This window comes from Bacillus sp. S71 (genome assembly GCF_016625265.1).
Classification (GTDB): domain Bacteria; phylum Bacillota; class Bacilli; order Bacillales; family Bacillaceae_G; genus Bacillus_A; species Bacillus_A cereus.
This window is the reverse complement of the sequence record NZ_JACVUW010000001.1, coordinates 625,684-652,476: the sequence shown is the minus strand read 5'-3', so window position 1 is coordinate 652,476 and position 26,793 is coordinate 625,684. Positions and strand designations below refer to the sequence as shown.

Genomic DNA, 26,793 nt, shown 5'->3' with positions numbered 1-26,793 from the left:
ACCTATTGATTAAAGTTACATATTTGCGATTTGTAGTAAAATGTTCTTTTTTTATTTGTTTAAAGATTTTAATTTGTTAAAATAGTATAAAAATAGATTAATAAAAAGGGGTGTGTATATGTCAGAAGGGCTTATGAAAATGTGGTTGGCTTTAGGGGCAATTGGATTTATGTTTTTTGCAGTAAGTTTTATTTTATTAAGTAGACATAAAATAAAGAATAAATTTTTGAAAGGGATTACAGCGTTAGTAGCGTACACCCTTATGGTTGTGTCAGGAATTGTTATTTTTCTTGTTGTATTTAGTGGACCTGTACAGCAGTAAATGGAATGGTCTCGAAAATACTACATACGGAGCAAGTTATATTAGTATGAAAAGGTGATGCTAGTGAAAAAAGTCCATATTATTTTAATATTTTGTTGTATGAGCCTTTTAACGGGGTGTCTGTATCCGAAAGAAAATATGAAGCAAAATGCGGTTCCTTATGAAGATCAGCTACAGGTTGTTCAAAAAGCTGTTGTGACATTTAAGGAGCAAAATGATGGGATATTGCCAATTAAGACGAGGGATATGAGTACACCTATTTATCAAAAGTATCCAATCGATTTTCAACAGATTGCTCCGCGTTACATACAAGAAGCGCCAGGGAATGCATATGAAAGTGGAGGAGTATATCAATACGTATTAATAGACGTTGAAACAAATCCAACAGTAAAGTTAATTGATGTTAGGATGGCTGAACAAATTCAGGAATTATCTTTAAAACTTAGGATGTATCGTGATGAACATCAATATCCACCTTTTAAAAAAGTAATTTCAGATGGTGTATATGAATTGGATTTCAAAAAACTAGGATATAAAGATGTGCCACAAGTGACAAGTCCATATTCTGGTAAAGGGCTTCCTTTTGTAATTAATGAAAAAGGAGAAGTTTTTGTTGATTATAGAATCGACTTATATGACGCTTTGAAAAAAAATGAAGGGCAGTTTACGGAGGGAGAAGATATTCGAAATATACTTTCGAAAGGTTCCCCGTTTGTACCAGCTTATTCTTTACCGTACACAGTAAAGAACGGAGAACCAATTTTTTTAAAATCATAAGTCATGAACCTTTCTTTTAGTGAATAAGTTCTAGAAGAAAGGTTTTTTATGTTATACAACTTACGATGCAAACAAAAGATATTTTTTAATAGTCATATGAAATTGGACAAAATTATATGATATATTGTCCGAACTTCTAGAATACCATTATATTATATCAGATATTATAGGCAACGTTAGAGAAGGTATTAGTTGACTATAAACGCGGAATTATTCCCAAAAATTTTGAGGGAGGGAATCACTTGGAAAAGGTAGATATTTTTAAAGATATTGCAGAACGAACAGGCGGTGATATTTATTTTGGAGTTGTAGGAGCTGTTCGAACAGGGAAATCAACATTCATTAAAAAATTTATGGAACTTGTAGTTATTCCAAATATTGAGAATGAGTCTGACCGTCAAAGAGCGCAGGATGAATTGCCTCAAAGTGCTGCTGGTCGTACAATTATGACGACGGAACCGAAGTTTGTTCCAAACCAAGCGGTTTCTATCGAAGTAGATGAAGGACTTGAAGTGAACATTCGATTAGTAGATTGTGTTGGATATACGGTTCCAGGAGCGAAGGGCTATGAAGATGAGAATGGCCCGCGCATGATTAATACCCCTTGGTATGAAGAACCTATTCCATTCCATGAAGCTGCAGAAATCGGCACGCGTAAAGTAATTCAAGAACATTCAACAATTGGTGTTGTAATTACAACAGATGGAACAATTGGTGAAATTCCAAGAAGAGATTATATAGAGGCAGAAGAACGCGTTGTAAATGAGTTGAAAGAAGTAGGAAAACCTTTCATTATGATAATTAATACGGTACAGCCGTATCATCCAGATACAGAGCAATTACGCCAAAGTTTATCAGAAGAATATGATATCCCGGTTATTGCAATGAGTGTGGAGAGTTTAAGAGAAACAGATGTATATAATGTACTTCGTGAAGCGCTATTTGAATTCCCTGTATTAGAAGTGAATGTGAACCTTCCGAGCTGGGTAATGGTGCTAAATGAAGGGCATTGGTTGCGTCAAAGTTATCAAGAAGCAGTTCAAGAAACTGTGAAGGATATAAAACGTCTTCGTGATGTGGATCGCGTTGTTTGGCAGTTTAGTCAATATGAATTTATTGATCGAGCGAGCCTAGCTGGCATTGATATGGGGCAAGGTGTGGCGGAGATTGATTTATATGCGCCAGATGAATTATATGATCAGATTTTAAAAGAAGTAGTAGGAGTAGAAATTCGAGGGAAAGATCATTTATTGAAGCTTATGCTCGATTTATCTCATGCGAAAATAGAATATGACCAAGTGGCAGATGCATTGCGTATGGTTAAGCAAACAGGATATGGTGTAGCAGCCCCTGCGCTAGCGGATATGAGCTTAGATGAGCCAGAAATTATTCGTCACGGTTCAAGGTTTGGTGTGAAGTTAAAAGCGGTAGCGCCATCTATTCATATGATTAAAGTAGATGTAGAGTCAACGTTTGAGCCGATCATTGGTACTGAAAAGCAAAGTGAAGAATTAGTTCGTTATTTAATGCAAGATTTTGAAGATGACCCGTTATCAATTTGGAATTCTGATATATTTGGACGTTCGCTTAGCTCGATTGTTCGAGAAGGAATTCAGGCGAAATTATCTTTAATGCCAGAAAATGCTAGATATAAATTAAAAGAAACGCTAGAAAGAATTATTAATGAAGGATCTGGCGGATTAATTGCGATTATACTATAAGAAAAATCCCTCTCACTGTAGAGGGATTTTTTGTTTTTTCGATTATAAAATAGAAAAATAAACAGTCATTATCTAATACATTGTTGTAAATTGTCAAGTTTCATCAGATTTTCACATTTTCAGAGTAACAATTTCCTTAAAAATATTGAATTATAAAGGAGAATCGTATAATATAGGCGTTGATAATGATTTATCTACATCTTTGTAGTATAGAATTTGTAAAAATTGCCTACAAATGAAAGTAAGACTCATTTTATGATCATTATACAGTCTTATCTTTGGGAGGAGGTGAATGGCATGAACAAGACAGATTTAATCAATGCTGTTGCAGAAGCAAGTTCCCTTTCTAAAAAGGACGCAACAAAAGCAGTAGACGCTGTTTTTGATTCTATCTTAGAAGCTTTAAAACAAGGTGATAAAGTACAACTGATCGGATTCGGTAACTTCGAAGTTCGTGAGCGTGCGGCTCGTAAAGGTCGTAACCCACAAACAGGTGAGGAGATTGAAATCGCTGCAAGTAAAGTACCTGCATTCAAACCTGGTAAAGCGTTAAAAGATGCGGTTAAATAATCCTTACATATTAACAGGGAAGAAGAGTTTCCTTTTTGGGAACTCTTCTTTTTGCTTTTAAAAACATAAATATGCTAGAATGTGTTCGTATCACTTTTAGGTTTTCGGGAGGGCTAGCGGATGGCAAAAGTTAATTTAGAACAAATTGAACATGCAGTACGCCTTATTTTAGAGGCGATTGGGGATGATCCAAATCGTGAGGGAGTACTTGATACGCCAAAGCGTGTTGCAAAAATGTACGCAGAAGTGTTCTCAGGTATGCATGAAGATCCGAAAGAGCATTTGCATAAAGTATTCGGAGAAGATCACGAAGAGCTTGTACTAGTAAAAGATATACCATTTTATTCGATGTGTGAGCATCATTTAGTTCCATTCTATGGAGTTGCTCACGTTGCATATATTCCGCAAGGTGGAAAGGTGACAGGGTTAAGTAAATTAGCTCGTACTGTAGATACAATTGCACGTCGTCCACAACTGCAAGAACGTATTACATCAACAGTAGCGAACTCTATTATGGAAGTACTAGAGCCTCATGGTGTAATGGTAGTAGTAGAAGCAGAACATATGTGTATGACGATGCGTGGTGTGAAAAAACCAGGTGCGAAAACAGTAACGACAGCAGTGCGTGGTGTGCTTGAAAATGATGCTGCAGCGCGCAGTGAAATTTTATCGTTTATTAAAGCGAAGTAAAGAAAAGCGGGAAACTGCTTTTCTTTTTTTTTTTAGTAAATAAATGATATAGTTTTAGCTAGACAGAGTGAGATTAGAAAGATTGCTTACATGAATGGTAGGTGTAGCCAAGTTTTGGTTATAGAAAATAGAGTGTATGTGTTATAATAAGTTTTATGAATTAGAAAACAAGGGTGATTTTTTGTGTGTGACATCTACGGAGGGTATGCGGGTATAAAAGAGAAATTGATGGAGAAATTACGCCATCCTTATTTTATAAACTATATTGAAGAACCATTTATTGATGAGGAAAAGATAGCATTGTTATATGGTGCTTTAAAGAGTGCAAACTTACATATAGAACAAATTGAGCATTACGTAGTAACAATTATGCTTGTACAAATTGCGCTTGATACGCATGAAAGGGTATCAAATAAAGCAGGCGAGGAAGAGATTGAATTCCATAAATGTCGTCAATTAACAGTACTTGCAGGCGATTACTATAGTGGACTATATTATTATTTATTGTCTATGAATCGTGATATTGTTTTAATTCGTGCACTTGCTGAAGGAATTAAAGAGATAAATGAACACAAAATTATGTTATACCAAAAAGCGCATGAAACGACGGATGACATAATGAAAAGCGTAGTAACGATTGAGTCTGCGCTCCTTCAAAAAACATGTGATCATTTTCATTTATCACATTGGAAGCCATTTATCACATACGTATTAGGTGGAAATCGCCTTCAAAAAGAAATTCAATTGTATGCTGATAAACAACATTCACCTGTTTTTCAAGCTATGCAAGATGCTTTAGGGGATAAAGCAGAAGTAGTGATTAATGGTTGGATGATGGAATTGAGAAAGAAAGAAAAACAATTTTTAGAAAATCACACAGACGTAAATGAAATAAATTCTGTGTTAAGGGATAAATAGAAGACATAAGCAATTTTACATTGGAAGAAGGTACGAGCATGCAACAATCAAAAGAAGAAAGAGTACATGACGTATTTGAAAAGATTTCTGATAAATACGATGTGATGAATTCTGTAATTAGTTTTCAAAGACATAAAGCGTGGCGTAAAGAAACGATGCGAATTATGGATGTACAACCTGGCAGTAAAGCGCTTGATGTATGCTGCGGAACCGCAGATTGGACAATTGCGCTAGCTGGAGCGGTAGGTGAGCAAGGAAAGGTTGTTGGCTTAGACTTCAGTGAAAATATGTTATCTGTCGGTAAGCAAAAGGTAGAGGCGTTACAATTAAAACAAGTAGAACTTCTACATGGGAATGCAATGGAGCTTCCATTTGAAGATAATACGTTTGATTATGTAACAATTGGGTTTGGTTTACGTAACGTACCGGATTATATGCACGTATTAAAAGAAATGACGCGTGTAGTAAAACCAGGTGGAAAAGTAATCTGTTTAGAAACATCTCAACCAACAATGATTGGTTTTCGACAAGGGTATATTTTATACTTTAAATATATCATGCCGTTATTTGGAAAGATGTTTGCGAAAAGTTATAAAGAATATTCATGGCTTCAAGAATCTGCTAGTGCATTCCCAGGGATGAAAGAATTGGCCCAAATGTTTGAGCAAGCTGGACTTGAACGTGTGCAAGTGAAACCATTTACTTTTGGGGTAGCAGCGATGCATTTAGGTATTAAACCAGAATCAAAATAGAAAAAAGAAAAAAGAAGTTTTAGGTTAAGGTGAACAATATGAAGTTACAACTTATGTACTCTTTTTTACGATCGGATATTAATGTGATAGAAAAAGAATTAAAAAAGACAGTTGCTTCTGAACAGCCATTAGTAGAAGAGGCAGCATTACAACTTATTGAAGCTGGTGGGAAGCGAATTCGTCCTGTATTTGTGTTGCTTGCAGGGAAATTTGGAGATTATAAGTTAGATGCGATTAAGCATGTTGCTGTTGCATTAGAGCTTATTCATATGGCTTCTCTTGTTCACGATGATGTTATTGATGCTGCATTTTTACGACGCGGCAGTGCGACTGTGAATGCGAAATGGGGAGATCGTATTGCGATGTATACAGGGGACTATTTGTTCGCTAAGTCTCTTGAATGTATAACAAATATCGAAATCCCAGAGGCGCATCAAGCGTTATCACATACTATTTTAGAAGTCTGTAAAGGTGAAATTGAACAAATTAAAGATAAATACAATTATGACCAAAATTTAAGAACGTATTTAAGAAGAATAAAGCGAAAAACAGCATTATTAATTGCCGCGAGTTGTCAATTGGGAGCGATTGCTGCTGGTGCTAATCGTGATACAGTAAATCGTCTATTTTGGTATGGGTATTTTGTAGGAATGTCTTATCAAATTATTGATGACATTTTAGACTTCGTTTCCACAGAAGAGAAACTTGGAAAACCTGCTGGTGGAGATTTATTACAAGGAAACATAACGCTCCCTGCTTTATATGCGATGGAAGATCCAGTACTTCGTCAAAAAATCACATCTGTACATGAAAATACAACAGCAAGTGAAATGCAAGAAATTATTGATGCTGTAAAAAATAGTCCAGCAATTGATCAAGCATTTGCGTTTAGTGAACGTTATTTACATAAAGCTTTAGAAATAATAAAACCACTCCCACGTGGAAAAGCAAAGTATGCATTACAAAATGTTGCAAAGTATATTGGAAAACGAAAATTTTAATGTTTATTCTAAAAAATAAAATAATCTCTCTATTTCAAAACTATTGCACAATTGTGATAAGGGTGATAATATGTGTGTGGGGATATACAATTACATACATAATTCAGAAGTGGAGAGATTTTTTATGGAAAAAACATTTCTAATGGTAAAACCAGACGGTGTACAACGTGCCTTCATTGGGGAAATTGTAGCTCGTTTTGAGAAAAAAGGCTTTCAATTAGTTGGTGCAAAATTAATGCAAGTCACTCCGGAAATTGCTGGACAACACTACGCTGAGCATAAGGAAAAACCTTTCTTTGGTGAGTTAGTAGACTTTATTACATCTGGACCTGTATTCGCAATGGTATGGCAAGGTGAAGGTGTAGTAGATACAGCGCGTAACATGATGGGGAAAACAAGACCACATGAAGCAGCTCCTGGAACAATTCGTGGAGATTTCGGTGTAACTGTTGCGAAAAATATTATTCATGGTTCTGATTCTTTAGAAAGCGCAGAGCGCGAGATTGCTATTTTCTTTAAAGAAGAAGAATTAGTTGACTACTCAAAATTAATGAATGAATGGATTTACTAATTATTTTGAAATAATTTGTAAACGCTTTAATCACTGTGATAATAGTAAAAAGTGCAAGGAGAATAGGGGTATTCTTCTTGCACTTTTTTTATTTTCAATTAGTTACGAAGTTTGAGCTGTTATGATATATTGATATTTAAATTAGGCCTATCGGAAATATAGAATAAGAAAATGATCGATTTATGATATAATTTCTTTAATATTTTTAGAATGATAAAAGTTAATATAGTGAGATAAATACATATACGAAAAGAGGAATAACGTATGCGATATATTACAGCTGGTGAATCTCATGGTCCGCAACTTACAACGATTATAGAAGGTGTTCCAGCAGGATTGTCTTTAGTAGCGGATGATATAAACGAAGAGTTAGTTAGAAGGCAAAAGGGATATGGGCGTGGTAGACGCATGCAAATTGAAACGGATCAAGTGCAAATTTTAAGTGGTGTTAGACATGGAGAAACATTAGGTTCCCCTATTGCACTCGTTGTTGAAAATCGTGATTTTGCCCATTGGACAAAAATTATGGGGGCAGAGCCTTTAACTGAGCAGGAAGAAAAAGAGATAAAAAGGAAAGTGACAAAACCAAGGCCTGGGCATGCTGATTTAAATGGTGCAATTAAATATGGTCATAGAGATATGAGGAATGTACTGGAACGTTCGTCAGCGCGCGAAACGACGGTGCGTGTTGCTGCTGGTGCGGTTGCTAAAAAGGTGTTAGCAGAACTTGGTATTAAAGTGGCGGGCCATGTAATTGAAATTGGCGGTGTACAAGCTAAGGAGGTTACGTATAGTTCAATTGAAGAATTAAAGAGTATTACAGAAGCATCTCCTGTACGTTGCTTAGATGACGAAGCTGGTAACCAAATGATGAAAGCGATTGATGATGCGAAAGCAAATGGTGATTCAATTGGTGGAATCGTTGAAGTAATTGTGGAAGGAATGCCAATTGGAGTAGGTAGCTACGTGCATTATGATCGAAAACTGGATGCGAAATTAGCAGCTGCAATTATGAGCATTAATGCTTTTAAAGGTGTCGAGATTGGAATTGGTTTTGAAGCAGCGCATAGACCGGGAAGTGAAGTTCATGATGAAATTCTATGGAATGAGGAGCATGGATATACAAGAAGAACAAATAATGCAGGTGGATTAGAAGGCGGTATGACGACTGGAATGCCAATTGTTGTGCGCGGTGTGATGAAACCGATACCTACACTTTATAAACCTCTTCAAAGTGTAGATATTGATACGAAAGAGCCTTTTACAGCGAGCATTGAACGTTCAGATAGTTGTGCAGTGCCAGCAGCTAGTGTCGTTGCAGAAGCGGTTGTGGCTTGGGAATTAGCAACAGCTTTAATAGAACAATTCGGATTAGATCGTATGGAACTAATTCGTGAAAATATTGAGAAACACAATGAATATGCGAGGGGATTTTAATGGGAAACATACATATTCAAACGAAATCAAAAGAATATGATGTACATGTTGGTAAAGAAGCGTTGTCAAACTTAACAATGATCGTTCAAAATATGCAGCCAGCTGTATCTAACGTAATGATCATTTCAGATGAAGCTGTTGCATCACTACATTTACAGACAGTTATCGATGCATTACAAGTGGAGCAGGACGTGTTTTCGTTTGTTGTACCAAGTGGCGAAAAAGAGAAGTCTTTCGAAAATTTCTATGCGGCTCATACGTCAGCTCTTGAAAATAAATTAGATAGAAATTCTTTAATTCTTGCACTTGGAGGCGGAATGATTGGAGATTTAGCTGGTTTTGTTGCTGCATCTTTTATGCGGGGTATTCGCTTTGTGCAGGTTCCGACGACTTTATTAGCGCACGATAGCGCAGTAGGTGGGAAAGTAGCGATTAATCATCCGTTAGGTAAAAATATGATTGGTGCATTCCATCAGCCAGAAGCGGTTGTATATCATACACCGTTTTTACAGTCTCTTCCTGAAAAAGAGTGGCGTTCAGGTTATGCAGAGGTGATAAAGCATGCTCTTATTGGTGATGTGGAGCTATATCATTGGTTAAAAGAAGAAGTGCAAACATTAGCGGATCTTCGTGATGAGAAGTTAATCCATATATTAACGAAGGCGATTCCTGTAAAGGCAAATGTTGTGTCACAAGATGAAACAGAGAAGGGTGTACGTGCCCATTTGAACTTTGGACATACGTTAGGACATGCTCTTGAAAAAGAGCTAGGGTATGGGAATATTACTCACGGTGACGGCGTAGCGGTTGGAATGTTATTCGCCATATTTTTAAGTGAGAAAGTGTACAAGGTTGATCTTGCTTATGAAGATATGAAGCAGTGGTTCTTGAAATACGGCTATCCAAAAATGCCAAGAGATTTGAATGTAGAGCGCCTCGTTCAATTGATGAAACAAGATAAGAAAGCAAATGCAGGAGCAATTCATATGGTGCTTATGCAGGAATATGGGGTAGTGAATGTCGTATCTATTTCAGATGAGACTGTTCATATTGCGTTAGAGGCATTTCAAAAAGATATGGTTTAAAATGATAGCGAAGTGTTGTGAAGTGCTCATTTAGAGGTATTCTCGTAATAGTGACGGTTATGATAAAAGATTACAGTAAGGGGCTATAACTGTATTGTAATCAAATTGAATGAAATGACTGGGGGAAGAAAAATGAGAGTGAAAGAGCAATTGTTAACTTTGAGAGCGTATGTGCCTGGGAAAAACATTGAAGAAGTAAAAAGGGAATATGGATTATCGAAAATTGTGAAATTAGCATCGAACGAAAATCCATTCGGTTGCTCAGCGCGTGTGACAGAAGCATTAACTTCTTTAGCGAGCCAATATGCCCTTTATCCAGATGGATATGCCTTTGAACTTCGGACAAAAGTAGCGGAACATTTAGGTGTAAAAGCAGAACAACTACTATTTGGTAGTGGATTAGATGAAGTCATTCAAATGATTAGCCGAGCGTTACTACATGAAGGAACAAACGTTGTAATGGCGAATCCTACGTTTTCACAATATCATCACCATGCTGTTATTGAAGGAGCAGAAGTTCGTGAAGTATCACTTAAAGACGGTATTCACGATTTAGATGCAATGCTAGAGCAAGTAGATGATAAAACGAAAATTGTATGGATTTGTAATCCGAATAATCCGACAGGTACATATGTTGAGAAACAAAAATTACTTTCATTTTTAGAATCAGTTCCTAAGTCGGCTCTCGTTATTATGGACGAAGCATATTATGAATACGCGGAAGCAGAAGACTATCCGCAAACATTGCCACTTCTTGAAAAGTATGAAAATCTTATGGTTTTACGCACGTTTTCAAAAGCATATGGTTTAGCTGCTTTTCGTATCGGATATGCGATTGGGGATGCGAAGTTAATCGGACAGCTAGAAGTAGCGAGGTTACCATTCAATACATCAACTGTAGCGCAATCTGTAGCACTCGCTGCATTAGAAGATCAAGCCTTTTTACAAGATTGTGTGAAAAAGAATGCTGAAGGTCTAAATCAGTATTATGCATTTTGTAAAGAATATAACGTATTCTATTATCCATCTCAAACAAATTTCATTTTCTTAAAACTTGGTATACCAGGTAATGAAGCTTTCGAACGATTAATGAAAAAAGGATATATCGTTCGTTCTGGTGCTGCATTTGGTATCGATGATGGTATTCGTATTACTGTCGGTTTGAAAGAAGAAAATGATGAAATTATAGAGTTGCTGAAAGAGCTTGTAAATGAGCAAGTACAGAAAGAAGAAACATATTCTTAAGAGATTGTGAAGGCTCCTATTATAGGAGCCTTTTTTATCATATTAAAAATAAAGGTTGAAGACTGGTAATTAAGTTGTTCTGTAAATCACGGTTTGTATGGCTTGATAATTAGTGAGAGAAGTTATTTGCACGGTCATAAAAGAAAGCGGTACAATAGAAGATGATGATAAGGTATCGGTGTCATATCCGAACCTTTTGAACAATTACCTACTCTGTAAGAAGAAGTATAAGAAGAAGCATGCTCATTCTAAAGGTTGCGTTCTAACAGTGAGTTGCTTATGATAAATGAACAGAAGAGAATATTTTTTAGAATTAAAGGAGACGTTTATGCAAAAGTTTGAACAAGCTGTTTCATATATTGAAAATGGTGAAGCGGAAAAAGGATTACAATTATTAAAAGAACAATTAAAAATTGCAAATGATGAAGAGAAGTATGATATCGCTCGTTACTATCATACACTTGGATTTACAGATGAGGCATTAGCAATTACTGAAGACTTACGTTTACTGTATCCGGAAGAAAGTGAATTCACTGTATTTTTAGCAGAATTATATATTGATCTAGATAAAGAAGATGAAGCGATTGAAGTACTTCATGATATTCCAGAAAATGACGATTTATATGTTCAATCGTTATTACTTGTTGCAGATTTATTCCAAATGCAAGGTTTTGATGATGTAGCAGAGCAAAAACTATTAAAGGCGAAAGAAATGATGCCTGATGAACCTGTTATTACGTTTGGGTTAGCAGAATTATATAGTAGTAAAGGTGAAGAACAAAAGGCAATTACTTATTATGAATCGCTATTAGCTGAACATAAAGTAATGGGTGGTGTTGTGATCGCACTTCGCCTTGCAGAAACGTTAAGTGCGATTGGAAACTGGGAAGAGGCGATTTCTTATTATGAAGCAGGCCTAGAGGAACAAAAAGATATTCACTCATTATTTGGATATGCCTTCACATTATACCAAGGTGAAGAATATCAGAGAGCAATCGGTGCTTGGCAAGAACTAAAAGAATTAGACCCTGAGTACGCATCACTGTACATGTATTTAGCGAAAAGCTATGAAAAAGAAGGAATGCTTCAAGAAAGCTATGAAACGCTTCATGAAGGAATTAAAGTAGATGAGCTTTCAGTTCCGTTTTATGTAGAGTTAGCGAACATTGCGGCGAAATTAGGAAAAATAGTAGAAGCAGAGGAAGTTCTTCAAAAAGCACTTGAGTTAGACCCAGGGCATTTAGGCGCAACATTAAAATATGCGTATATCTTAAAAGGACAAGAAAAGTACGAAGAGTTAATTGCAATTGTAGAGCGTGCTATTGATAGTGGAGAACCAGATACACAACTACTTTGGGACCTTGCGTATGCAAAAAAACAATTAGAAATGTATTCGGATGCATTAAAACACTATGAAAGTGCATATACTTCTTTTAAGAATCATCCAGACTTCTTAGAAGAATACGGTTATTTCTTATTGGAAGAAGGAAAGCGAAAAGAGGCGAAAGAAGTATTTACCCAGTTATTACAACTAGACCCGACACAAATTCATATTGAAGAGTTGTTATATAATTTAGAGGATTTTTCATAAGTTGGAAGGAAACTGAATGCCGCTTCTTGAATCTAAAAAGAAAAGAGAAAGACAGAGGAGGGACTTAATTGCTATGAATACCCCTGTTTCTGTAAACGAGAAGAAGGATTTTGTAAAATGGTTTTTGAATAATTACCAACTGAAACAGCGTGAATGTGTATGGATTCTGAATTATTTAATGAGTCACGACCAATTGATGCATAAAGTCCACTTCGTAGAGCATGCAAAATATTGTCCGCGTGGCTTAGTGATGTCAGCGAATTGTGTGAAAGACACACCGTTTCACTTTTTTAAACAAAATGTTATGACAACAGATGCTGAAAAATCGTTTCATGATATTCGTTTAAATCGAGATGAGGATATTTATATTCAACTCAACTTTAAATCATCGTTTCAAAATGCGAATTATGTAGCTGTATTAGAAGAAAACCCATATCTACCAAAGCATATTGAAGTAAATGAAAAAGATCGTTTACTTGCAGAAAGGTTTTTGGAAGAAAGTGTATTTTCATTTAGGAGAGAACGCCTTTTGAAACAAATTGATGAAGCGTTAGATAAGCAAGATAAGGAAGCGTTTCATAGATTAACGGCCGAGTTAAAGACTTTATAGAATTTATTTGGATTAATAAATTTTTACAAATTTCAGACTTTCGCCAAGAAAAACTACCTATATTGGGTAGTTTTTCTTTTTTTACCTCTTTTAGTATGGTTTAATATATATAAAGTGAAAGTTCTGTCATTTGCGAGTGAAGGAGGGAAGGAATTTGAAGTGGAGTGTAAAAGATGTGGAACAGTTTGAACAAGCAAGAGAGTATGTTGATACAGGAGTAATACCGCTTTTATCAATTTCGGCAGCACAAGAAATGAAAATGGTTGTAGAACAAGGTGAATTTATCGAATTGTTGAGCACGGAATTGGAAAGAGAGTATAAAGGAAGAGTGCTTTTACTACCTGCGTTTACGTATTTGGTAGAAAGTCAAAAGAATGAAAAAGGTCGTTTGCAAGAATGGACAAATCATTTACGAAGCGAAGGTTTTAAGCATATTGCTTATGTTACAAGTGATTTTTCATGGAAAGAGGATATGCAAGAGTTACAGGGAGATTTATTTTGGTTCCCTTCATTAGCATTAGAACAATTTAGTGATCAAGCAAAAAGAGAAGTTATTCATGCGCATATAAAAAATATAATGGTGATGTTGGAAGAGAAGTGGGGAAACTCACAATAAACAGAAAGTTCTTATTATTATGAGTAGTATGATATTGACCTGTGCATGAGCGTATTATATCATGATAGTGTCCTAGTTTTTATTTTTTATATAATTTATCACGAGGGGACAATTTCTGATAGAGGGGGGAAATTTTCGTGAGCGAGAAAGAACATCGCGTGTCAAGAAGACAATTTTTAAATTACACACTCACAGGGGTAGGAGGCTTTATGGCTGCCGGTATTTTAATGCCGATGACGCGATTTGCGCTTGATCCGGTGTTAAGAAAAGAAGCCGGAACAGATATGGTTGCTGTTGCGCAAGTAAAGGATATTACAACAGAGCCGAAGCGTTTCGATTTTAAAGTGAAACAGGTTGATGGTTGGTACAAGTCTGAAGAACCAAAATCGGCTTGGGTTCATAAAGATGAAAGCGGAGACATTGTTGCGTTCTCTCCAGTATGTAAACATTTAGGATGTACAGTTAACTGGAATTCGGACAAAGCACATCCGAATCAATTCTTTTGTCCATGTCACGGGGGTCGTTATACAAAAGATGGGATGAACATTAAAGGTACGCCACCCCTTGCTCCGCTGGATGTGTACGAGTCTAAAGTGAAAGATGGAACGCTGTATCTAGGAAAAGCGAAGCCAAGAGGGGGTGCAAAGTAGATGTTAAATAAAATTTATGATTGGGTAGATGAAAGATTAGATATTACACCGATATGGCGTGATATCGCTGATCATGAAGTACCTGAACATGTAAACCCGGCACATCACTTTTCTGCATTCGTCTATTGCTTTGGAGGACTTACCTTTTTCGTTACTGTAATTCAAATTTTATCTGGAATGTTTTTGACGATGTATTATGTGCCTGATATTAAAAATGCTTGGGAATCAGTTTACTATTTACAAAATGAAGTTGCTTATGGGCAAATTGTTCGTGGTATGCACCACTGGGGTGCTAGTCTCGTAATTGTAATGATGTTTTTACATACACTCAGAGTTTTCTTCCAAGGTGCGTATAAAAAGCCCCGTGAGTTAAACTGGATTGTTGGTGTTCTTATTTTCTTTGTTATGTTAGGTCTTGGTTTTACCGGATATTTATTACCGTGGGATATGAAAGCTTTATTTGCTACAAAAGTAGGGATTCAAATTGCAGAGCAAACACCGCTCATTGGTCCTTATATTAAAACATTACTCGCTGGTCATTCCGAAATTGTTGGCGCTCAAACATTAACTCGCTTCTTTGCTATTCACGTCTTCTTCTTACCAGCAGCACTTCTAGGTTTAATGGCCTTCCACTTCATCATGATTCGCAAACAAGGTATTTCCGGTCCACTATAAGAGATTGCTAAATTAAAGGGGAAAGAACTAAAGGAGGGAGATTATGCATCGCGGCAAAGGGATGAAGTTTGTAGGAGATTCTCGGGTACCGGTAGCTCGGAAACCAAATATTCCAAAAGACTATTCTGAATACCCAGGGAAAACAGAAGCATTTTGGCCGAACTTCTTGTTAAAAGAATGGATGGTTGGTGCAGTTTTTTTAATCGGTTATTTATGTTTAACAGTGGCGCATCCGTCGCCGCTTGAGAGAATGGCGGATCCAACAGATGCTGGGTATATACCACTTCCAGATTGGTATTTCTTATTCTTGTATCAGTTATTAAAGTATTCTTATGCTTCCGGTTCATTTACTGTAATTGGAGCGTTTATTATGCCAGGGATTGCGTTTGGTGCATTACTGTTAGCTCCATTTCTTGATCGAGGTCCAGAAAGACGTCCATTGAAGCGTCCTGTAGCAACTGGATTTATGCTTTTAGCAATTGCATCGATTATCTTTTTAACTTGGGAATCTGTAGCACACCACGACTGGGAAGCTGCAAAGAAACAAGGAGCAATTGTAAAAACCGCGCCAGTTGATAAAAATGATGATGGCTATAAATTAATGCAAAAAAATACTTGTTTAACATGTCATGGTGACAACTTACAGGGCGGGGCGGCAGCACCAGCACTGCAAAACTTAACTTTAAAGCCAGAAGAAATTGCTAAAATTGCGAAAGATGGAAAAGGTTCCATGCCTAAAGGTGTATTTAAAGGTACAGATGAGGAACTGAAGAAGCTTTCGGAATTCGTTGCAAAGTATAATAAAAAATAATAAAAAAGCTGACTACAAAATTTGTAGTCAGCTTTTCTATTTAGTTGGATGAAGTTTGTTATAATAGAGTAGGATTTAGTGAATGAATTACTTTGCTTGAAAGGTGTTGGACATACGGATTGGTGTACTTGTATGCAATGTTAAGACAACGCTCGGTATTATTATTTTTATTAATTGTTAACTTATTAGGTACAATTTATGGATTTATATGGTACGGAAATCAATTGAAAGAAACGTCACCTATATTTTGGCCGTTTGTACCAGATAGTCCTATGGCGAGTCTCTTTTTTGTCTTTGTTTTAATTGCTTTTTTGACAAAGAGAAACTGGGGATTAATAGAAGCGCTAGCGATTGTTACTTTAATAAAATATGGTATTTGGGCTGTTGTTGTAAATGCGATTATGATTTACGTAAAAGGTCCTATTGGCCTTATGGGCTACATGTTAATGCTTTCGCACTTTGCGATGGCAGTGCAAGGTGTTTTATATGCTCCATTTTACCGTATAAAAAAATGGCATTTTATAGTAGCGGGTGTATGGACGTTGCATAACGATGCAATTGATTATTTATTTTGGCAAATGCCACGATATGGAATTATGCATTTGTTTGTAGAGGAAATTGGTTATTTTACGTTTTGGTTAAGCGTTGCTGTACTATGTATTACATATTATTGTTGCTTACGTGAGCACAGGAAACAATTTTCTTTATGATGGTTAGAACATTTAGGGGGAGAACATGGAGAAAAATAAGAGTGGTACAAAAATATTGGATCGATTGATTACTTTAGTTGTTTCATATAGCATAGCATTTTCTATTTTTGCACTCGCAACAACGGCAGTTGTGTATGGAAAATGGCTGTATTATTTTGAAATTGATTTTTTAAATATTCCTGATTTAGCGGATATGACGAAGGATGAAATTAAAAGAAATTACGATGTGCTTATTACATATTTATCCCCGTTTTATGACGGAGCATTACATTTGCCAACATTAGATATGTCTACAAATGGCCGTATTCATTTTGTAGATGTTAAAAATATTTTAGTAAAGATTCAATATGTGATGTATGCGACAATTATGATTGCAGTGATAGGGGGAATTTATTTATTAAAAAAGAAAAATGAAAAGTTTTTACTGCACGGATCAATTTTAACAATTATTTTTCCGATAGCGCTTATGTTACCAATCGCTATTAATTTTGAAAAGAGCTTTGTATTATTCCATAAGCTTTTATTCAGTAATGATTATTGGATGTTTGATATTGAAACGGATCCAGTTATATTAATGCTACCAGAGGAGTTCTTTATGCATGCTGCGTGTGCTATTTTATTATTCATTTTAGGTGGTAGTATACTTTGTTATAGCTTATATAGATATTTCGTAAAAAAGAAAAGGATGTCAAAGAAAAAATTCTCTGCTTAAAGAGAATTTTTTCTTTGTAAAACGATAATATATTTTTCGGTTCAGTTCTGTTCTATTCTTGTCCCAATTAACATATTTTGTACTAGTAGTTATAGGGGGGACCGGGATGAAGAGAACATTAATTGGATTGATAGCATTTCTAATTATAATGTTTCCGTTACGTATATATGCTGAAGAGTGGAATGAGCTAACAGGGTTGTTAGACGACTCGTTACAGTTAGTGAAGCGTAATGAAGATGAAAAAGCGGTACAAGTATTACAACTTTTCTCAGAGCAATTTTTAATGAAGGGGAATGAAAAGAAGCATGAAGTAACACCAGATCAAGTTAGAGTTATTTCTTTAGCTTACGACAAGGCGCAGCAATCGCTCTCTGAAGAAGGTTTAGGTAAGCAAGCTAAAATGGATAATGTGTTGGCATTACAACTTGCTGTTGATGCACAAGTATCGAAATATCAGCCACTTTGGATGGAAAGAGAAAGGAAAGTAATGGATGCCTTTTCTCAAATGGAAAAAGCGATGGAAAAAGAAGATGCTGGGCAGTTTCAACAAACATTAAATACATTTTTAAATGAATTCAATATTATTTATCCAAGTTTAATGATTGCTTTGCCAGAAAACGAGGTACAGCGTGTAAATGTTCATTTATCTTATTTGGATGAATTTCGTAACGTTATGTTAAAAACGAAAGGTGGCCAAATGCAATTAGGGATTATTAAAGGGGATTTGCAAAAGATATTTCACACAGTAAAAAAGGATGAAATCGCACCTTCTCTCATTTGGTTTATGACAATTACTGGGGGACTTATTTTATTCACATTAACTTATGTTGGATGGAGAAAGTATAAAGGAGAGAGAGAAAAAAGAAAAAGTAATGTGCATTCTAAAAATAGATAATGTAATAAGTAAAGATATGGATTGTAAGGTTTATTCATTGACAATAGTGGCAGAAGAAAATAGAATGAGAAGTACTATAATTAAAACTTCAATGGAGGTTCATGATGTTTTATTTAATTTACTTCGCGATCATAATGATCATACCGTTGTATGCACAGTCAAGAGTACGAAGTGCCTATAGCAAGTATTCACAAGTTTATTCAACATCAGGTATGACAGGAGCGGAAGTGGCTCGAAAAATTTTAGATGAAAATGGATTATACAATGTAGCTGTGGAAGAAACACCAGGTCATTTATCAGACCATTATGATCCAACGGCCAAGACGGTTCGATTATCAACAGATAACTATTATGGACATTCAGTTGCTGGTACAGCAGTGGCAGCACATGAAGTAGGACACGCAATTCAAGATGCGCAAGATTATAACTTTATGCGTATTCGTCATTCGTTAGTTCCTGTGGCGAATTTTGGATCGAATATATCATGGGTATTTATTATGATTGGTATATTTGCGACAATGTCGAAACTATTGTTATTAGGAATTATTTTAATGGCTGCAGGTGTTGTGTTCCAACTTGTTACATTACCAGTTGAGTTCGATGCTTCAAAGCGTGCAATGCAACAAATTGAAGCGTTAGGTATCGTATCAACAGATGAATATGGCCAAGCTCGTAAAGTATTAAATGCAGCGGCATTAACATATGTAGCAGCTGCAGCTGTAGCGGTATTTGAATTATTACGTCTCGTATTAATGTATACTGGTATGCAGCGTAGCGACGACTAAAGACTATCAATTTTGATAGTCTTTTTTTGTTGTGTGGATTGAATTATATAATGTATTACAAATAGAAATAATAGAAGTAATGCGGAAAGGCGGTGGGGGAAATGAAATATCCAGACCATTTAGTAAAACAAGTGAAAGAGCGTAGTGCTCCTTATCAACTAGAAGGTTTTTTAAGTGGACAAGGTCCTGAAAATCCCAAATTTATGTTGTTAGGAGAAGCGCCTGGTGAAACAGAAATTCATAATGGGATTCCGTTTAGCGGGAGGTCGGGAAAACAATTAATGGGTTTTTTAGAGCGTATTCACGTTACGAGGGAAGAAGTATATATTACGAGCGCTGTTCGGAGTAGACCTTATAAATGGCGAGAGAAAAAAGAACGAAATGGTGAAAGCATACAAAAAAAGTATAATAGAACGCCAAATCAAGGAGAAATAGTTGCCCATGCGCCTTTGTTAGATTATGAATTAGAGAAAATAAATCCGAGGCTTATCGTCACACTTGGAAATATTGGTCTTCAACGTTTAACAGGAAAAAATAAAAAAATCACAGATGTACACGGGCAATTATTAAAACAGCCCATTCAAAAATTAAAGGATATGCAAAGTGCAGAGTTTACATGGTCAGAGAATGAATATCATGTTTTTCCAACTTTTCATCCAGCTTCCATTTTTTATAATCGGAGTTTATTGGAGCTTATTTATGAGGATTTGGAGAAGCTTAAAAGACTTGTAATAAAAAACTAGAAAAGCTAAGGCGCTTTTCTAGTTACATTTAATTATGTAAAGGGTTTTTATTTTCATCTAACGTAAATCCTTCACCAACTACATCATGTACGTCACTTACTGCAACAAATGCATGAGGATCTACAGAAGTAATAATATTTTTTAATTTCACGATTTCATTTTTAGCAACAACGCAATACAATACGTTCCGTTCCACTTTTGTATACGATCCAACAGCTTTTAAAAAGGTTGCTCCGCGCTCCATCTCAGATAAAATCTTAGCAGCAATTTCATCGTTTTTCTCTGAGATAATAGTCGCTCCTTTGGCGGCATAGGCTCCTTCTTGCATAAAATCAATGACTTTAGCCCCGATAAAAACAGCAACTAACGTATACATACCCTCGCGGTATGATAAATAGGTAAGAATAGAGACGACGATAACGACAGCATCGAACATAAACATCGTTTTACCCATACTCCAGCCAACATATTTGTGAGCTAGTCGTGCGATAATATCTACACCGCCAGTAGTCCCGCCATATTTAAATATTATCCCAAGGCCGATACCGATAAATGCCCCGGCGAATAAAGCTGCGAGTGTCATATCATTTTGCAAGTTTAAATGTAAGTTGAGCACTTCGTAACGCTGGAAAATCCATAGAAATAAAGATACGCTAAATGTGCCGATTAATGTATATAAAAATGTCGTTCTGCCAAGTAACCTCCAACCAATAAAAAATATAGGGATATTTAAAATTAAGTTTGAGTAGGAAGGATCAAACTTAAATAAAAAATACAATAATAGTGTAATACCAGTAAACCCACCTTCTGCAAGGTGGTTTTCAATATTGATATTGACAATACCGAAAGAAAATATAGCGGAACCGATTAAAATAAAAATAATATTTCGCATCTTCAATTTTGATGTCATATAGAAATCCCCCTAATTATGTAATGATTACATTGCTCCGCTGAAACGGTAAAACATAATAATAAGTAATTTCTAGTTGCTAGTGAAAATAGTAAGAACTCGATTAGTATGGGCTAATCTTTTGCAAAAAGCGCAAAAGAAAGTTTCACTTTACCCCGTTCCAACGGCTGGTAGGAGATAAAGCTCTGAAGAAAGGCGAACCAGCCGTAGGAACCCGATTGGTTCAACTAATCTTTTGCAAAAAGCGCAAAAGAAAGTTTCACTTTATTATAGTCTATCCAAAAAAGGGTCGCAAATAGGTGTTTGGCGGGGAATAATATTTGTCAAATCGCGATGAATTGGCTAACATGAAAGAGGAAGGATTAGAGGTGAATAGTATGGAAGCAAAAACGATGAAAGATATGCAGAAAGAAGTAGATGCATATATTGGTCAGTTTAAAGAAGGTTATTTCAGTCCGCTTGCAATGATGGCTCGTTTAACGGAAGAAATGGGAGAGCTTGCGAGAGAGGTAAATCATTATTATGGTGAGAAACCGAAGAAAACAACTGAAAAAGAAAGAAGTATTGAAGAAGAGCTTGGAGATGTATTATTTGTTATGATTTGTATGGCAAATAGTTTAAATATTGATTTAGAGACAGCACATAACATTGTAATGAATAAATTTAATACACGTGATAAAGATCGCTGGACACGTATTGATGAGGGAGAGAAAGAATAATGAAAGAAATTAAAGTAATTATCGCCGGACCAAGAGGACGTATGGGACATGAAGCAGTCCTTCTTATGGAAAGAACGGAACATTTTAATTTAGTAGCAGCAGTGGATTATAAGCATGGTGGTGAGAAGATTTCTGATTTACCTGGCATGCCAGCATTACATGCACCGATTTACGCTGATTTACATACTTGTTTAGATGAAGTAGAAGCAGATGTGTTGTTAGATTTAACAACACCAGAAGTTGGGAAACAACACGTTACACTTGCAGTTGAGCGTGGACTTCGTTCTGTTATTGGTACAACTGGATTTACAGAAGAAGAATTGGCACATTTAACAGAGAATGCAAAAGAAAAAGCAGTAGGAACAATTATTGCTCCAAACTTTGCAATTGGTGCAGTTCTTATGATGAAATTCTCACAAATGGCAGCGAAATATTTCCAAGATGTTGAGGTAATTGAATTACATCATGATCAAAAATTAGACGCACCATCTGGTACAGCTGTAAAAACGGTAGAATTAATTCGTCAAAATCGTGAATCAAAGCAGCAAGGTCATCCAAATGAAGTAGAGCAACTAGCAGGTGCACGTGGTGCAAATGTAGACGGTATTCACATTCATAGTGTACGTTTGCCAGGGCTTATTGCACACCAAGAAGTAATGTTTGGTGGAGATGGACAAATGTTAACAGTTCGTCATGATTCATTCAATCGTGCATCATTTATGTCAGGTGTAAAACTATCAATTGAGACAGTAATGAACCTTGATCATCTTGTGTACGGTTTAGAAAATATTATCGACTAAAGGGGAGACAACGGATGAAAATTGCCTTAATCGCACATGACAAAAAGAAAAATGATATGGTTTCGTTTGCATACGCATATAAACCAATTTTTGAGCAACATGAATTATTTGCAACAGGAACGACAGGGCTTCGTATTATGGAAGCGACTGGATTAGTTGTAACAAGATATCAATCTGGCCCTCTTGGTGGAGATCAAGAAATTGGTGCAATGATTGCAAAAAACGATTTAGATATGGTGATTTTCTTCCGCGATCCATTAACAGCACAGCCGCATGAACCGGATGTGAATGCATTGCTTCGTTTATGTGATGTATATGCGATTCCACTTGCAACGAATATGGCAAGTGCTGAAATGTTGATGCACGCATTAGAGCGAGGAGATTTAGATTATCGTAAGTTAAGAAAATGAGGGGAACAATTATGAGTGGATTACATATATTAGCGTTTGGTGCTCATGCCGATGATGTTGAAATCGGCATGGCTGGTACCATCGCTAAATATACAAAGCAAGGGTATGAAGTAGGTATTTGTGATTTAACAGAAGCTGATCTTTCTTCCAATGGAACGATAGAGTTGAGAAAAGAAGAAGCAGAGGTCGCAGCTCGTATAATGGGAGTAAAAACGAGGCTGAATTTAGCGATGCCAGACCGTGGTTTGTATATGAAAGAAGAGTATATACGTGAAATTGTCAAGGTGATCCGTACATATAAACCAAAACTAGTTTTTGCGCCATACTATGAAGATCGTCATCCAGATCATGCAAATTGTGCAAAGCTTGTGGAAGAGGCTATTTTTTCAGCAGGAATCCGTAAATATATGCCGGAACTTTCACCACATCGTGTGGAGTCTTTTTATAATTATATGATTAATGGTTTTCATAAACCGAATTTTTGTATAGATATAAGTGAGTACCTCTCTATAAAGGTGGAAGCATTAGAAGCATATGAAAGTCAATTTTCAACAGGAAGTGATGGGGTTAAGACACCGTTAACAGAAGGATACGTTGAAACTGTGATTGCTCGTGAGAAGATGTTTGGAAAAGAAGTTGGAGTCTTGTATGCCGAGGGATTTATGAGTAAGAAACCGGTTTTATTACATGCTGATTTATTAGGGGGATGTAAATGAAATTAAAAATAGGTATTACATGTTATCCTTCTGTAGGTGGTTCTGGAGTTGTTGGAACAGAATTAGGAAAGCAATTGGCGGAACGCGGGCATGAAATTCACTTTATTACATCGGGTTTACCATTCCGGTTAAATAAAGTATATCCAAACATATATTTTCATGAAGTGACGGTAAGCCAGTACTCTGTATTTCAATATCCACCATACGATTTAGCGTTAGCAAGTAAAATGGCAGAGGTTGCACAAAGAGAAAACTTAGACATTTTACATGTGCATTACGCAATACCACATGCAATTTGTGCATATTTAGCAAAACAAATGATCGGAGAGCGTATTAAAATTGTTACAACCTTGCATGGAACAGATATTACTGTGTTAGGTTCCGACCCTTCGTTAAATAATTTAATTCGTTTTGGTATTGAGCAATCGGATGTTGTTACTGCTGTCTCGCATTCATTAATTAACGAAACGCATGAGCTTGTAAAACCAAGTAAAGAAATTCAAACGGTATATAACTTTATAGACGAACGTGTATATTTCAAACGTAATATGTCTCAATTAAAGAAAGAATACGGTATAAGTGAGAGTGAAAAAGTACTTATTCATATTTCGAATTTCCGTAAAGTGAAACGTGTGCAGGATGTTGTTGAGGCATTTGCTAAAATTGTTAAAGAAGTAGATGCGAAGTTGCTTCTTGTTGGAGACGGACCAGAATTCTGTACGATTTTACAGATAGTGAAGAATTTACATATTGAAGATCGTGTTTTATTCCTAGGGAAGCAAGATAATGTTGCAGAACTACTTGCGATGAGTGATTTAATGTTGCTTCTATCAGAGAAGGAAAGTTTTGGTCTTGTTTTATTAGAAGCAATGGCGTGTGGTGTACCTTGTATCGGAACACGGGTTGGAGGTATTCCAGAGGTTATTCAACACGGGGAAACAGGATATTTATGTGAAGTTGGCGATACAACAGGAGTGGCAAATCAAGCTACTCAGCTATTAAAGGACGAGGAACTTCACCGTAATATGGCAGAACGAGCAAGAGAAAGTGTTTATGAGCAATTTCGCTCAGAAAAAATTGTTTCACAATATGAAACGATTTACTATGACGTACTAAGGGATGACAAAAATGGAAAGATTTAAAAAAGCTAGTTCTATTATTGAGACATTAAAACAACAAGGACATGAGGCTTACTTTGTTGGTGGGAGCGTGCGAGATCTTATTATCGATAGGCCGATTGGAGATATTGATATTGCGACATCTGCTTTACCAGAAGAAGTGATGGCTATATTCCCAAGAAATGTTCCTGTTGGTCTTGAGCATGGAACTGTAATTGTTTTAGAAAATGGTGAGCCTTATGAGGTAACTACTTTTCGAACAGAAAGCGAATATGAAGATTTTCGAAGACCTAGTAGTGTTCAATTTGTTCGTTCATTAGAAGAGGATTTAAAACGTCGTGATTTCACGATGAATGCAATTGCTATGACAGAAGAAGGCGAAATGGTTGATTTATTTGCTGGACAGGAAGCCATTCAACAGAGAGAAATTGTGACAGTTGGAAATGCTGCGGATCGTTTTCAAGAAGATGCCCTGCGAATGATGCGTGGTATTCGGTTTGTAAGCGCGTTAGGTTTTTCATTAGAAACGAAAACGAAGCAAGCGATTGAAACGTATGGACATTTGCTAGAACATATAGCAATTGAGCGCATTACAGTAGAGTTTGAGAAATTGTTAACTGGTACATATTGTGTGAAAGGTCTCAAAGAATTAGTAGAGACGAAGCTATTTTCTCATTTGCCATATTTACAAATGTCAGAAGAGAGACTGTTAAAAGCTACGCAGTATAAATGGGATTCTTTCGAAACGGATATTGAGGCGTGGGCATTTTTCTTATATTGTATCGGAGAAGAACATCCATCTGTCTTTCTACGTCAATGGAAGTTTTCGAATAAAAAAATAAAAGATATTGTTGCAGTTTTATTGGCAATCCGTACTAGAAAGGAGAAGGATTGGGATACAGTCCTTCTTTATAAAACGGGAATTTATATCGCTGAAATGGCAGAGAGAGTATATGAAGCGATGATTGAAAGCTATGATCCTACATCTGTTAAACGAGTACAATCAATGTTTCATGCATTGCCAATCCAGGGTCGTCAAGAAATGAATGTGACTGGTAATGATTTATTAAACTGGGCAAACAAAAAGCCTGGTCCGTGGGTTGCTGACATGCTTCAGAAAATCGAGGAAGCAATTGTAAAAGGAAACGTAGTTAATGAGAAAGAGCGTATAAGGGAGTGGCTGCAAGGATGCAATCTACTATAAGAAAGCAGTTATTACAAGTTTTTTCTGAAGCGGATGGCGAGTTTGTATCCGGCCAAACGATTAGTGATAAACTTGGTTGTTCAAGAACTGCTGTGTGGAAACATATGGAAGATCTCCGGAGTGAGGGATATGAACTTGAAGCTGTGCGCCGATTAGGTTACCGAATTGCAAGTAAGCCAGACAAAGTGACTGCTAATGAAATTCAGTTAGGGCTACAAACGAAGCGAATTGGTAGAACAGTGTATTTTGAAGAAACTGTTGAATCAACGCAGCACATTGCAGCAAAACTTGCTTATGAAGGTGCAGAAGAAGGAACTATCGTTGTAGCAGAAGAACAAACAGCGGGAAGAGGTCGTTTAAGCAGAAAATGGCATTCACCAAAAGGAACAGGAATTTGGATGAGTATTATTTTACGCCCATCGATTCCAGTTCATCATGCACCGCAACTTACTTTGTTAGCGGCTGTTAGTGTTGCACAGGCAATTGAAAAATGTACAGGTGTAGACGTGGGAATAAAATGGCCAAATGACATTTTAATTCAAGGTAAAAAGGCTGTAGGTATATTAACAGAAATGCAAGCGGATCCTGATAAAATTAATGCTGTCATTATGGGCATCGGTATTAATGCGAATCAAAAGCAAGAACATTTTGATGAAGAAATTCAGCACATTGCTACTTCATTAGCGATTGAATCAGGTAAGCCGATTGTTCGTGCAGAACTTATGCAACAAATCTATTTACAACTAGAAAAATTATATGAAGAGTATTTACAAAATGGTTTCTCTGTCATTAAAATTCTTTGGGAAAGTTACGCTGTGAGCATCGGGAAAGAAATTACCGCTCGAACGATGAGAGAGACGATTACGGGGTTAGCAAAAGGAATCACAGAGGATGGTGTATTACTTCTGGAGGATCATGAGGGGAAAGTACATCATATTCATTCTGCAGATATCGAAATTAAGTAAAAGAAGTTCCTCTTTTGGAACTTCTTTTTATTTCAATATTTTTGAGTTAAATTTGTAACATGAT

General features: G+C 36.3%; 31 protein-coding genes. 30 read left to right on the top strand and 1 reads right to left on the bottom strand.

Going from position 1 to position 26,793, the window contains the following annotated elements:
* Nucleotides 1-118 precede the first annotated feature (118 nt).
* From IBT51_RS03130 to IBT51_RS03020, 23 genes are all read left to right on the top strand, one after another.
* The gene (locus tag IBT51_RS03130) at nt 119-322 is read left to right on the top strand and encodes a DUF2768 domain-containing protein (RefSeq protein WP_001289005.1); all 204 of its coding nucleotides are present in this window, start codon (nt 119-121) and stop codon (nt 320-322) included.
* Between the two features lie 63 nt (nt 323-385).
* Entirely contained in the window at nt 386-1,099 is a 714-nt protein-coding gene (locus tag IBT51_RS03125; RefSeq protein ID WP_000755480.1) for a hypothetical protein, read from the top strand.
* 242 nt (nt 1,100-1,341) lie between these two features.
* Entirely contained in the window at nt 1,342-2,820 is a 1,479-nt protein-coding gene (gene spoIVA / locus IBT51_RS03120) for a stage IV sporulation protein A (RefSeq protein ID WP_000416519.1), read from the top strand.
* Between the two features lie 297 nt (nt 2,821-3,117).
* Entirely contained in the window at nt 3,118-3,390 is a 273-nt protein-coding gene (locus IBT51_RS03115; RefSeq protein ID WP_001043860.1) for an HU family DNA-binding protein, read from the top strand.
* Nucleotides 3,391-3,510: 120 nt separating this feature from the next.
* Nucleotides 3,511-4,080 (top strand): GTP cyclohydrolase I FolE, encoded by a 570-nt coding sequence (gene folE, locus IBT51_RS03110; RefSeq protein WP_001151481.1) that lies wholly within the window; start codon nt 3,511-3,513, stop codon nt 4,078-4,080.
* Between the two features lie 183 nt (nt 4,081-4,263).
* Nucleotides 4,264-4,998, top strand: a complete 735-nt coding sequence (locus tag IBT51_RS03105) for a heptaprenyl diphosphate synthase component 1 (protein WP_200458006.1) — start codon at nt 4,264-4,266, stop codon at nt 4,996-4,998.
* Between the two features lie 38 nt (nt 4,999-5,036).
* Complete coding sequence (gene menG, locus IBT51_RS03100) at nt 5,037-5,750, top strand: 2-heptaprenyl-1,4-naphthoquinone methyltransferase (RefSeq protein WP_001187668.1); 714 nt, start codon at nt 5,037-5,039, stop codon at nt 5,748-5,750.
* Nucleotides 5,751-5,788: 38 nt separating this feature from the next.
* Nucleotides 5,789-6,751 (top strand): heptaprenyl diphosphate synthase component II, encoded by a 963-nt coding sequence (gene hepT / locus IBT51_RS03095; protein ID WP_000776079.1) that lies wholly within the window; start codon nt 5,789-5,791, stop codon nt 6,749-6,751.
* 124 nt (nt 6,752-6,875) lie between these two features.
* On the top strand, nt 6,876-7,322 hold the full coding sequence (gene ndk / locus IBT51_RS03090; RefSeq protein ID WP_000415883.1) for a nucleoside-diphosphate kinase: 447 nt from the start codon (nt 6,876-6,878) through the stop codon (nt 7,320-7,322).
* Nucleotides 7,323-7,586: 264 nt separating this feature from the next.
* Nucleotides 7,587-8,759, top strand: coding sequence for a chorismate synthase (gene aroC, locus IBT51_RS03085; RefSeq protein ID WP_200458005.1), 1,173 nt, complete (start codon nt 7,587-7,589; stop codon nt 8,757-8,759).
* Nucleotides 8,759-9,844 (top strand): 3-dehydroquinate synthase, encoded by a 1,086-nt coding sequence (aroB, locus tag IBT51_RS03080; protein ID WP_200458004.1) that lies wholly within the window; start codon nt 8,759-8,761, stop codon nt 9,842-9,844. Before aroC ends, aroB begins: the two co-directional genes overlap by 1 nt.
* A 132-nt stretch (nt 9,845-9,976) precedes the next feature.
* The gene (gene hisC / locus IBT51_RS03075; protein ID WP_001264022.1) at nt 9,977-11,089 is read left to right on the top strand and encodes a histidinol-phosphate transaminase; all 1,113 of its coding nucleotides are present in this window, start codon (nt 9,977-9,979) and stop codon (nt 11,087-11,089) included.
* Nucleotides 11,090-11,417: 328 nt separating this feature from the next.
* On the top strand, nt 11,418-12,680 hold the full coding sequence (locus IBT51_RS03070; protein ID WP_001168673.1) for a tetratricopeptide repeat protein: 1,263 nt from the start codon (nt 11,418-11,420) through the stop codon (nt 12,678-12,680).
* A 73-nt stretch (nt 12,681-12,753) separates the two neighbouring features.
* On the top strand, nt 12,754-13,290 hold the full coding sequence (locus tag IBT51_RS03065; protein WP_001095925.1) for a ReoY family proteolytic degradation factor: 537 nt from the start codon (nt 12,754-12,756) through the stop codon (nt 13,288-13,290).
* A 154-nt stretch (nt 13,291-13,444) separates the two neighbouring features.
* Entirely contained in the window at nt 13,445-13,906 is a 462-nt protein-coding gene (locus tag IBT51_RS03060) for a YpiF family protein (RefSeq protein WP_000872171.1), read from the top strand.
* 137 nt (nt 13,907-14,043) lie between these two features.
* Entirely contained in the window at nt 14,044-14,556 is a 513-nt protein-coding gene (gene qcrA / locus IBT51_RS03055; protein WP_001290420.1) for a menaquinol-cytochrome c reductase iron-sulfur subunit, read from the top strand.
* The gene (gene qcrB / locus IBT51_RS03050) at nt 14,557-15,231 is read left to right on the top strand and encodes a menaquinol-cytochrome c reductase cytochrome b subunit (protein WP_000932700.1); all 675 of its coding nucleotides are present in this window, start codon (nt 14,557-14,559) and stop codon (nt 15,229-15,231) included.
* Nucleotides 15,232-15,274: 43 nt separating this feature from the next.
* Complete coding sequence (gene qcrC, locus IBT51_RS03045) at nt 15,275-16,042, top strand: menaquinol-cytochrome c reductase cytochrome b/c subunit (protein WP_000554601.1); 768 nt, start codon at nt 15,275-15,277, stop codon at nt 16,040-16,042.
* Nucleotides 16,043-16,161: 119 nt separating this feature from the next.
* The gene (gene lhaT, locus IBT51_RS03040; RefSeq protein ID WP_141241095.1) at nt 16,162-16,752 is read left to right on the top strand and encodes a lipoprotein heptaprenylglyceryl N-acetyltransferase LhaT; all 591 of its coding nucleotides are present in this window, start codon (nt 16,162-16,164) and stop codon (nt 16,750-16,752) included.
* Between the two features lie 25 nt (nt 16,753-16,777).
* Nucleotides 16,778-17,464: a lipoprotein intramolecular transacylase Lit gene (gene lit, locus IBT51_RS03035; RefSeq protein ID WP_000414374.1), complete on the top strand. Its 687-nt coding sequence runs from the start codon at nt 16,778-16,780 to the stop codon at nt 17,462-17,464.
* Nucleotides 17,465-17,570: 106 nt separating this feature from the next.
* On the top strand, nt 17,571-18,359 hold the full coding sequence (gene ypjB, locus IBT51_RS03030) for a sporulation protein YpjB (protein ID WP_000831589.1): 789 nt from the start codon (nt 17,571-17,573) through the stop codon (nt 18,357-18,359).
* Between the two features lie 101 nt (nt 18,360-18,460).
* A complete protein-coding gene (locus IBT51_RS03025) occupies nt 18,461-19,144 on the top strand; it encodes a zinc metallopeptidase (RefSeq protein WP_011109966.1) in 684 nt (227 codons plus the stop codon).
* A gap of 101 nt (nt 19,145-19,245) precedes the next feature.
* Complete coding sequence (locus tag IBT51_RS03020; RefSeq protein ID WP_000876861.1) at nt 19,246-19,887, top strand: uracil-DNA glycosylase; 642 nt, start codon at nt 19,246-19,248, stop codon at nt 19,885-19,887.
* Between the two features lie 28 nt (nt 19,888-19,915).
* Here IBT51_RS03020 and IBT51_RS03015 read toward each other — a convergent pair whose 3' ends face one another.
* Entirely contained in the window at nt 19,916-20,797 is an 882-nt protein-coding gene (locus tag IBT51_RS03015) for a YitT family protein (RefSeq protein WP_000202121.1), read from the bottom strand.
* Nucleotides 20,798-21,174: 377 nt separating this feature from the next.
* On the opposite strand from IBT51_RS03015, the gene IBT51_RS03010 reads away from it, so the two are divergent.
* Genes IBT51_RS03010 through IBT51_RS02980 form a run of 7 tightly spaced genes read left to right on the top strand, consistent with a single transcriptional unit; the run spans nt 21,175 to nt 26,729 of the window.
* Nucleotides 21,175-21,516 (top strand): nucleotide pyrophosphohydrolase, encoded by a 342-nt coding sequence (locus IBT51_RS03010; protein WP_002108639.1) that lies wholly within the window; start codon nt 21,175-21,177, stop codon nt 21,514-21,516.
* A complete protein-coding gene (gene dapB / locus IBT51_RS03005) occupies nt 21,516-22,316 on the top strand; it encodes a dihydrodipicolinate reductase (RefSeq protein WP_000658808.1) in 801 nt (266 codons plus the stop codon). The genes IBT51_RS03010 and dapB overlap by 1 nt, the downstream gene beginning before the upstream one ends.
* A gap of 14 nt (nt 22,317-22,330) precedes the next feature.
* Nucleotides 22,331-22,726 (top strand): methylglyoxal synthase, encoded by a 396-nt coding sequence (gene mgsA, locus IBT51_RS03000; protein ID WP_000684765.1) that lies wholly within the window; start codon nt 22,331-22,333, stop codon nt 22,724-22,726.
* Between the two features lie 11 nt (nt 22,727-22,737).
* Complete coding sequence (bshB1, locus tag IBT51_RS02995; protein ID WP_000015660.1) at nt 22,738-23,442, top strand: bacillithiol biosynthesis deacetylase BshB1; 705 nt, start codon at nt 22,738-22,740, stop codon at nt 23,440-23,442.
* On the top strand, nt 23,439-24,584 hold the full coding sequence (gene bshA, locus IBT51_RS02990; protein ID WP_088022023.1) for an N-acetyl-alpha-D-glucosaminyl L-malate synthase BshA: 1,146 nt from the start codon (nt 23,439-23,441) through the stop codon (nt 24,582-24,584). The genes bshB1 and bshA overlap by 4 nt, the downstream gene beginning before the upstream one ends.
* Nucleotides 24,571-25,764: a CCA tRNA nucleotidyltransferase gene (locus tag IBT51_RS02985; protein WP_000439311.1), complete on the top strand. Its 1,194-nt coding sequence runs from the start codon at nt 24,571-24,573 to the stop codon at nt 25,762-25,764. The genes bshA and IBT51_RS02985 overlap by 14 nt, the downstream gene beginning before the upstream one ends.
* Nucleotides 25,749-26,729: a biotin--[acetyl-CoA-carboxylase] ligase gene (locus IBT51_RS02980; RefSeq protein WP_001192056.1), complete on the top strand. Its 981-nt coding sequence runs from the start codon at nt 25,749-25,751 to the stop codon at nt 26,727-26,729. Before IBT51_RS02985 ends, IBT51_RS02980 begins: the two co-directional genes overlap by 16 nt.
* The last annotated feature ends 64 nt before the right edge of the window (nt 26,730-26,793 follow it).

Excerpts from the sequence above, each read along its gene's own strand:
- dapB (WP_000658808.1), top strand. The coding sequence starts at position 21,516 with ATGAAAGAAATTAAAGTAATTATCGCCGGACCAAGAGGACGTATGGGA.
- folE (WP_001151481.1), top strand. The coding sequence starts at position 3,511 with ATGGCAAAAGTTAATTTAGAACAAATTGAACATGCAGTACGCCTTATT.
- hepT (WP_000776079.1), top strand. The coding sequence starts at position 5,789 with ATGAAGTTACAACTTATGTACTCTTTTTTACGATCGGATATTAATGTG.
- ypjB (WP_000831589.1), top strand. The coding sequence starts at position 17,571 with ATGAAGAGAACATTAATTGGATTGATAGCATTTCTAATTATAATGTTT.
- aroB (WP_200458004.1), top strand. The coding sequence starts at position 8,759 with ATGGGAAACATACATATTCAAACGAAATCAAAAGAATATGATGTACAT.
- IBT51_RS03015 (WP_000202121.1), bottom strand. The coding sequence starts at position 20,797 with ATGACATCAAAATTGAAGATGCGAAATATTATTTTTATTTTAATCGGT.
- IBT51_RS03010 (WP_002108639.1), top strand. The coding sequence starts at position 21,175 with ATGGAAGCAAAAACGATGAAAGATATGCAGAAAGAAGTAGATGCATAT.
- ndk (WP_000415883.1), top strand. The coding sequence starts at position 6,876 with ATGGAAAAAACATTTCTAATGGTAAAACCAGACGGTGTACAACGTGCC.
- IBT51_RS02985 (WP_000439311.1), top strand. The coding sequence starts at position 24,571 with ATGGAAAGATTTAAAAAAGCTAGTTCTATTATTGAGACATTAAAACAA.
- mgsA (WP_000684765.1), top strand. The coding sequence starts at position 22,331 with ATGAAAATTGCCTTAATCGCACATGACAAAAAGAAAAATGATATGGTT.
- IBT51_RS03025 (WP_011109966.1), top strand. The coding sequence starts at position 18,461 with ATGATGTTTTATTTAATTTACTTCGCGATCATAATGATCATACCGTTG.
- IBT51_RS03020 (WP_000876861.1), top strand. The coding sequence starts at position 19,246 with ATGAAATATCCAGACCATTTAGTAAAACAAGTGAAAGAGCGTAGTGCT.
- qcrC (WP_000554601.1), top strand. The coding sequence starts at position 15,275 with ATGCATCGCGGCAAAGGGATGAAGTTTGTAGGAGATTCTCGGGTACCG.
- aroC (WP_200458005.1), top strand. The coding sequence starts at position 7,587 with ATGCGATATATTACAGCTGGTGAATCTCATGGTCCGCAACTTACAACG.
- IBT51_RS03070 (WP_001168673.1), top strand. The coding sequence starts at position 11,418 with ATGCAAAAGTTTGAACAAGCTGTTTCATATATTGAAAATGGTGAAGCG.
- hisC (WP_001264022.1), top strand. The coding sequence starts at position 9,977 with ATGAGAGTGAAAGAGCAATTGTTAACTTTGAGAGCGTATGTGCCTGGG.
- menG (WP_001187668.1), top strand. The coding sequence starts at position 5,037 with ATGCAACAATCAAAAGAAGAAAGAGTACATGACGTATTTGAAAAGATT.
- IBT51_RS03115 (WP_001043860.1), top strand. The coding sequence starts at position 3,118 with ATGAACAAGACAGATTTAATCAATGCTGTTGCAGAAGCAAGTTCCCTT.
- qcrB (WP_000932700.1), top strand. The coding sequence starts at position 14,557 with ATGTTAAATAAAATTTATGATTGGGTAGATGAAAGATTAGATATTACA.
- lit (WP_000414374.1), top strand. The coding sequence starts at position 16,778 with ATGGAGAAAAATAAGAGTGGTACAAAAATATTGGATCGATTGATTACT.
- bshB1 (WP_000015660.1), top strand. The coding sequence starts at position 22,738 with ATGAGTGGATTACATATATTAGCGTTTGGTGCTCATGCCGATGATGTT.
- bshA (WP_088022023.1), top strand. The coding sequence starts at position 23,439 with ATGAAATTAAAAATAGGTATTACATGTTATCCTTCTGTAGGTGGTTCT.
- IBT51_RS03130 (WP_001289005.1), top strand. The coding sequence starts at position 119 with ATGTCAGAAGGGCTTATGAAAATGTGGTTGGCTTTAGGGGCAATTGGA.
- IBT51_RS02980 (WP_001192056.1), top strand. The coding sequence starts at position 25,749 with ATGCAATCTACTATAAGAAAGCAGTTATTACAAGTTTTTTCTGAAGCG.
- IBT51_RS03065 (WP_001095925.1), top strand. The coding sequence starts at position 12,754 with ATGAATACCCCTGTTTCTGTAAACGAGAAGAAGGATTTTGTAAAATGG.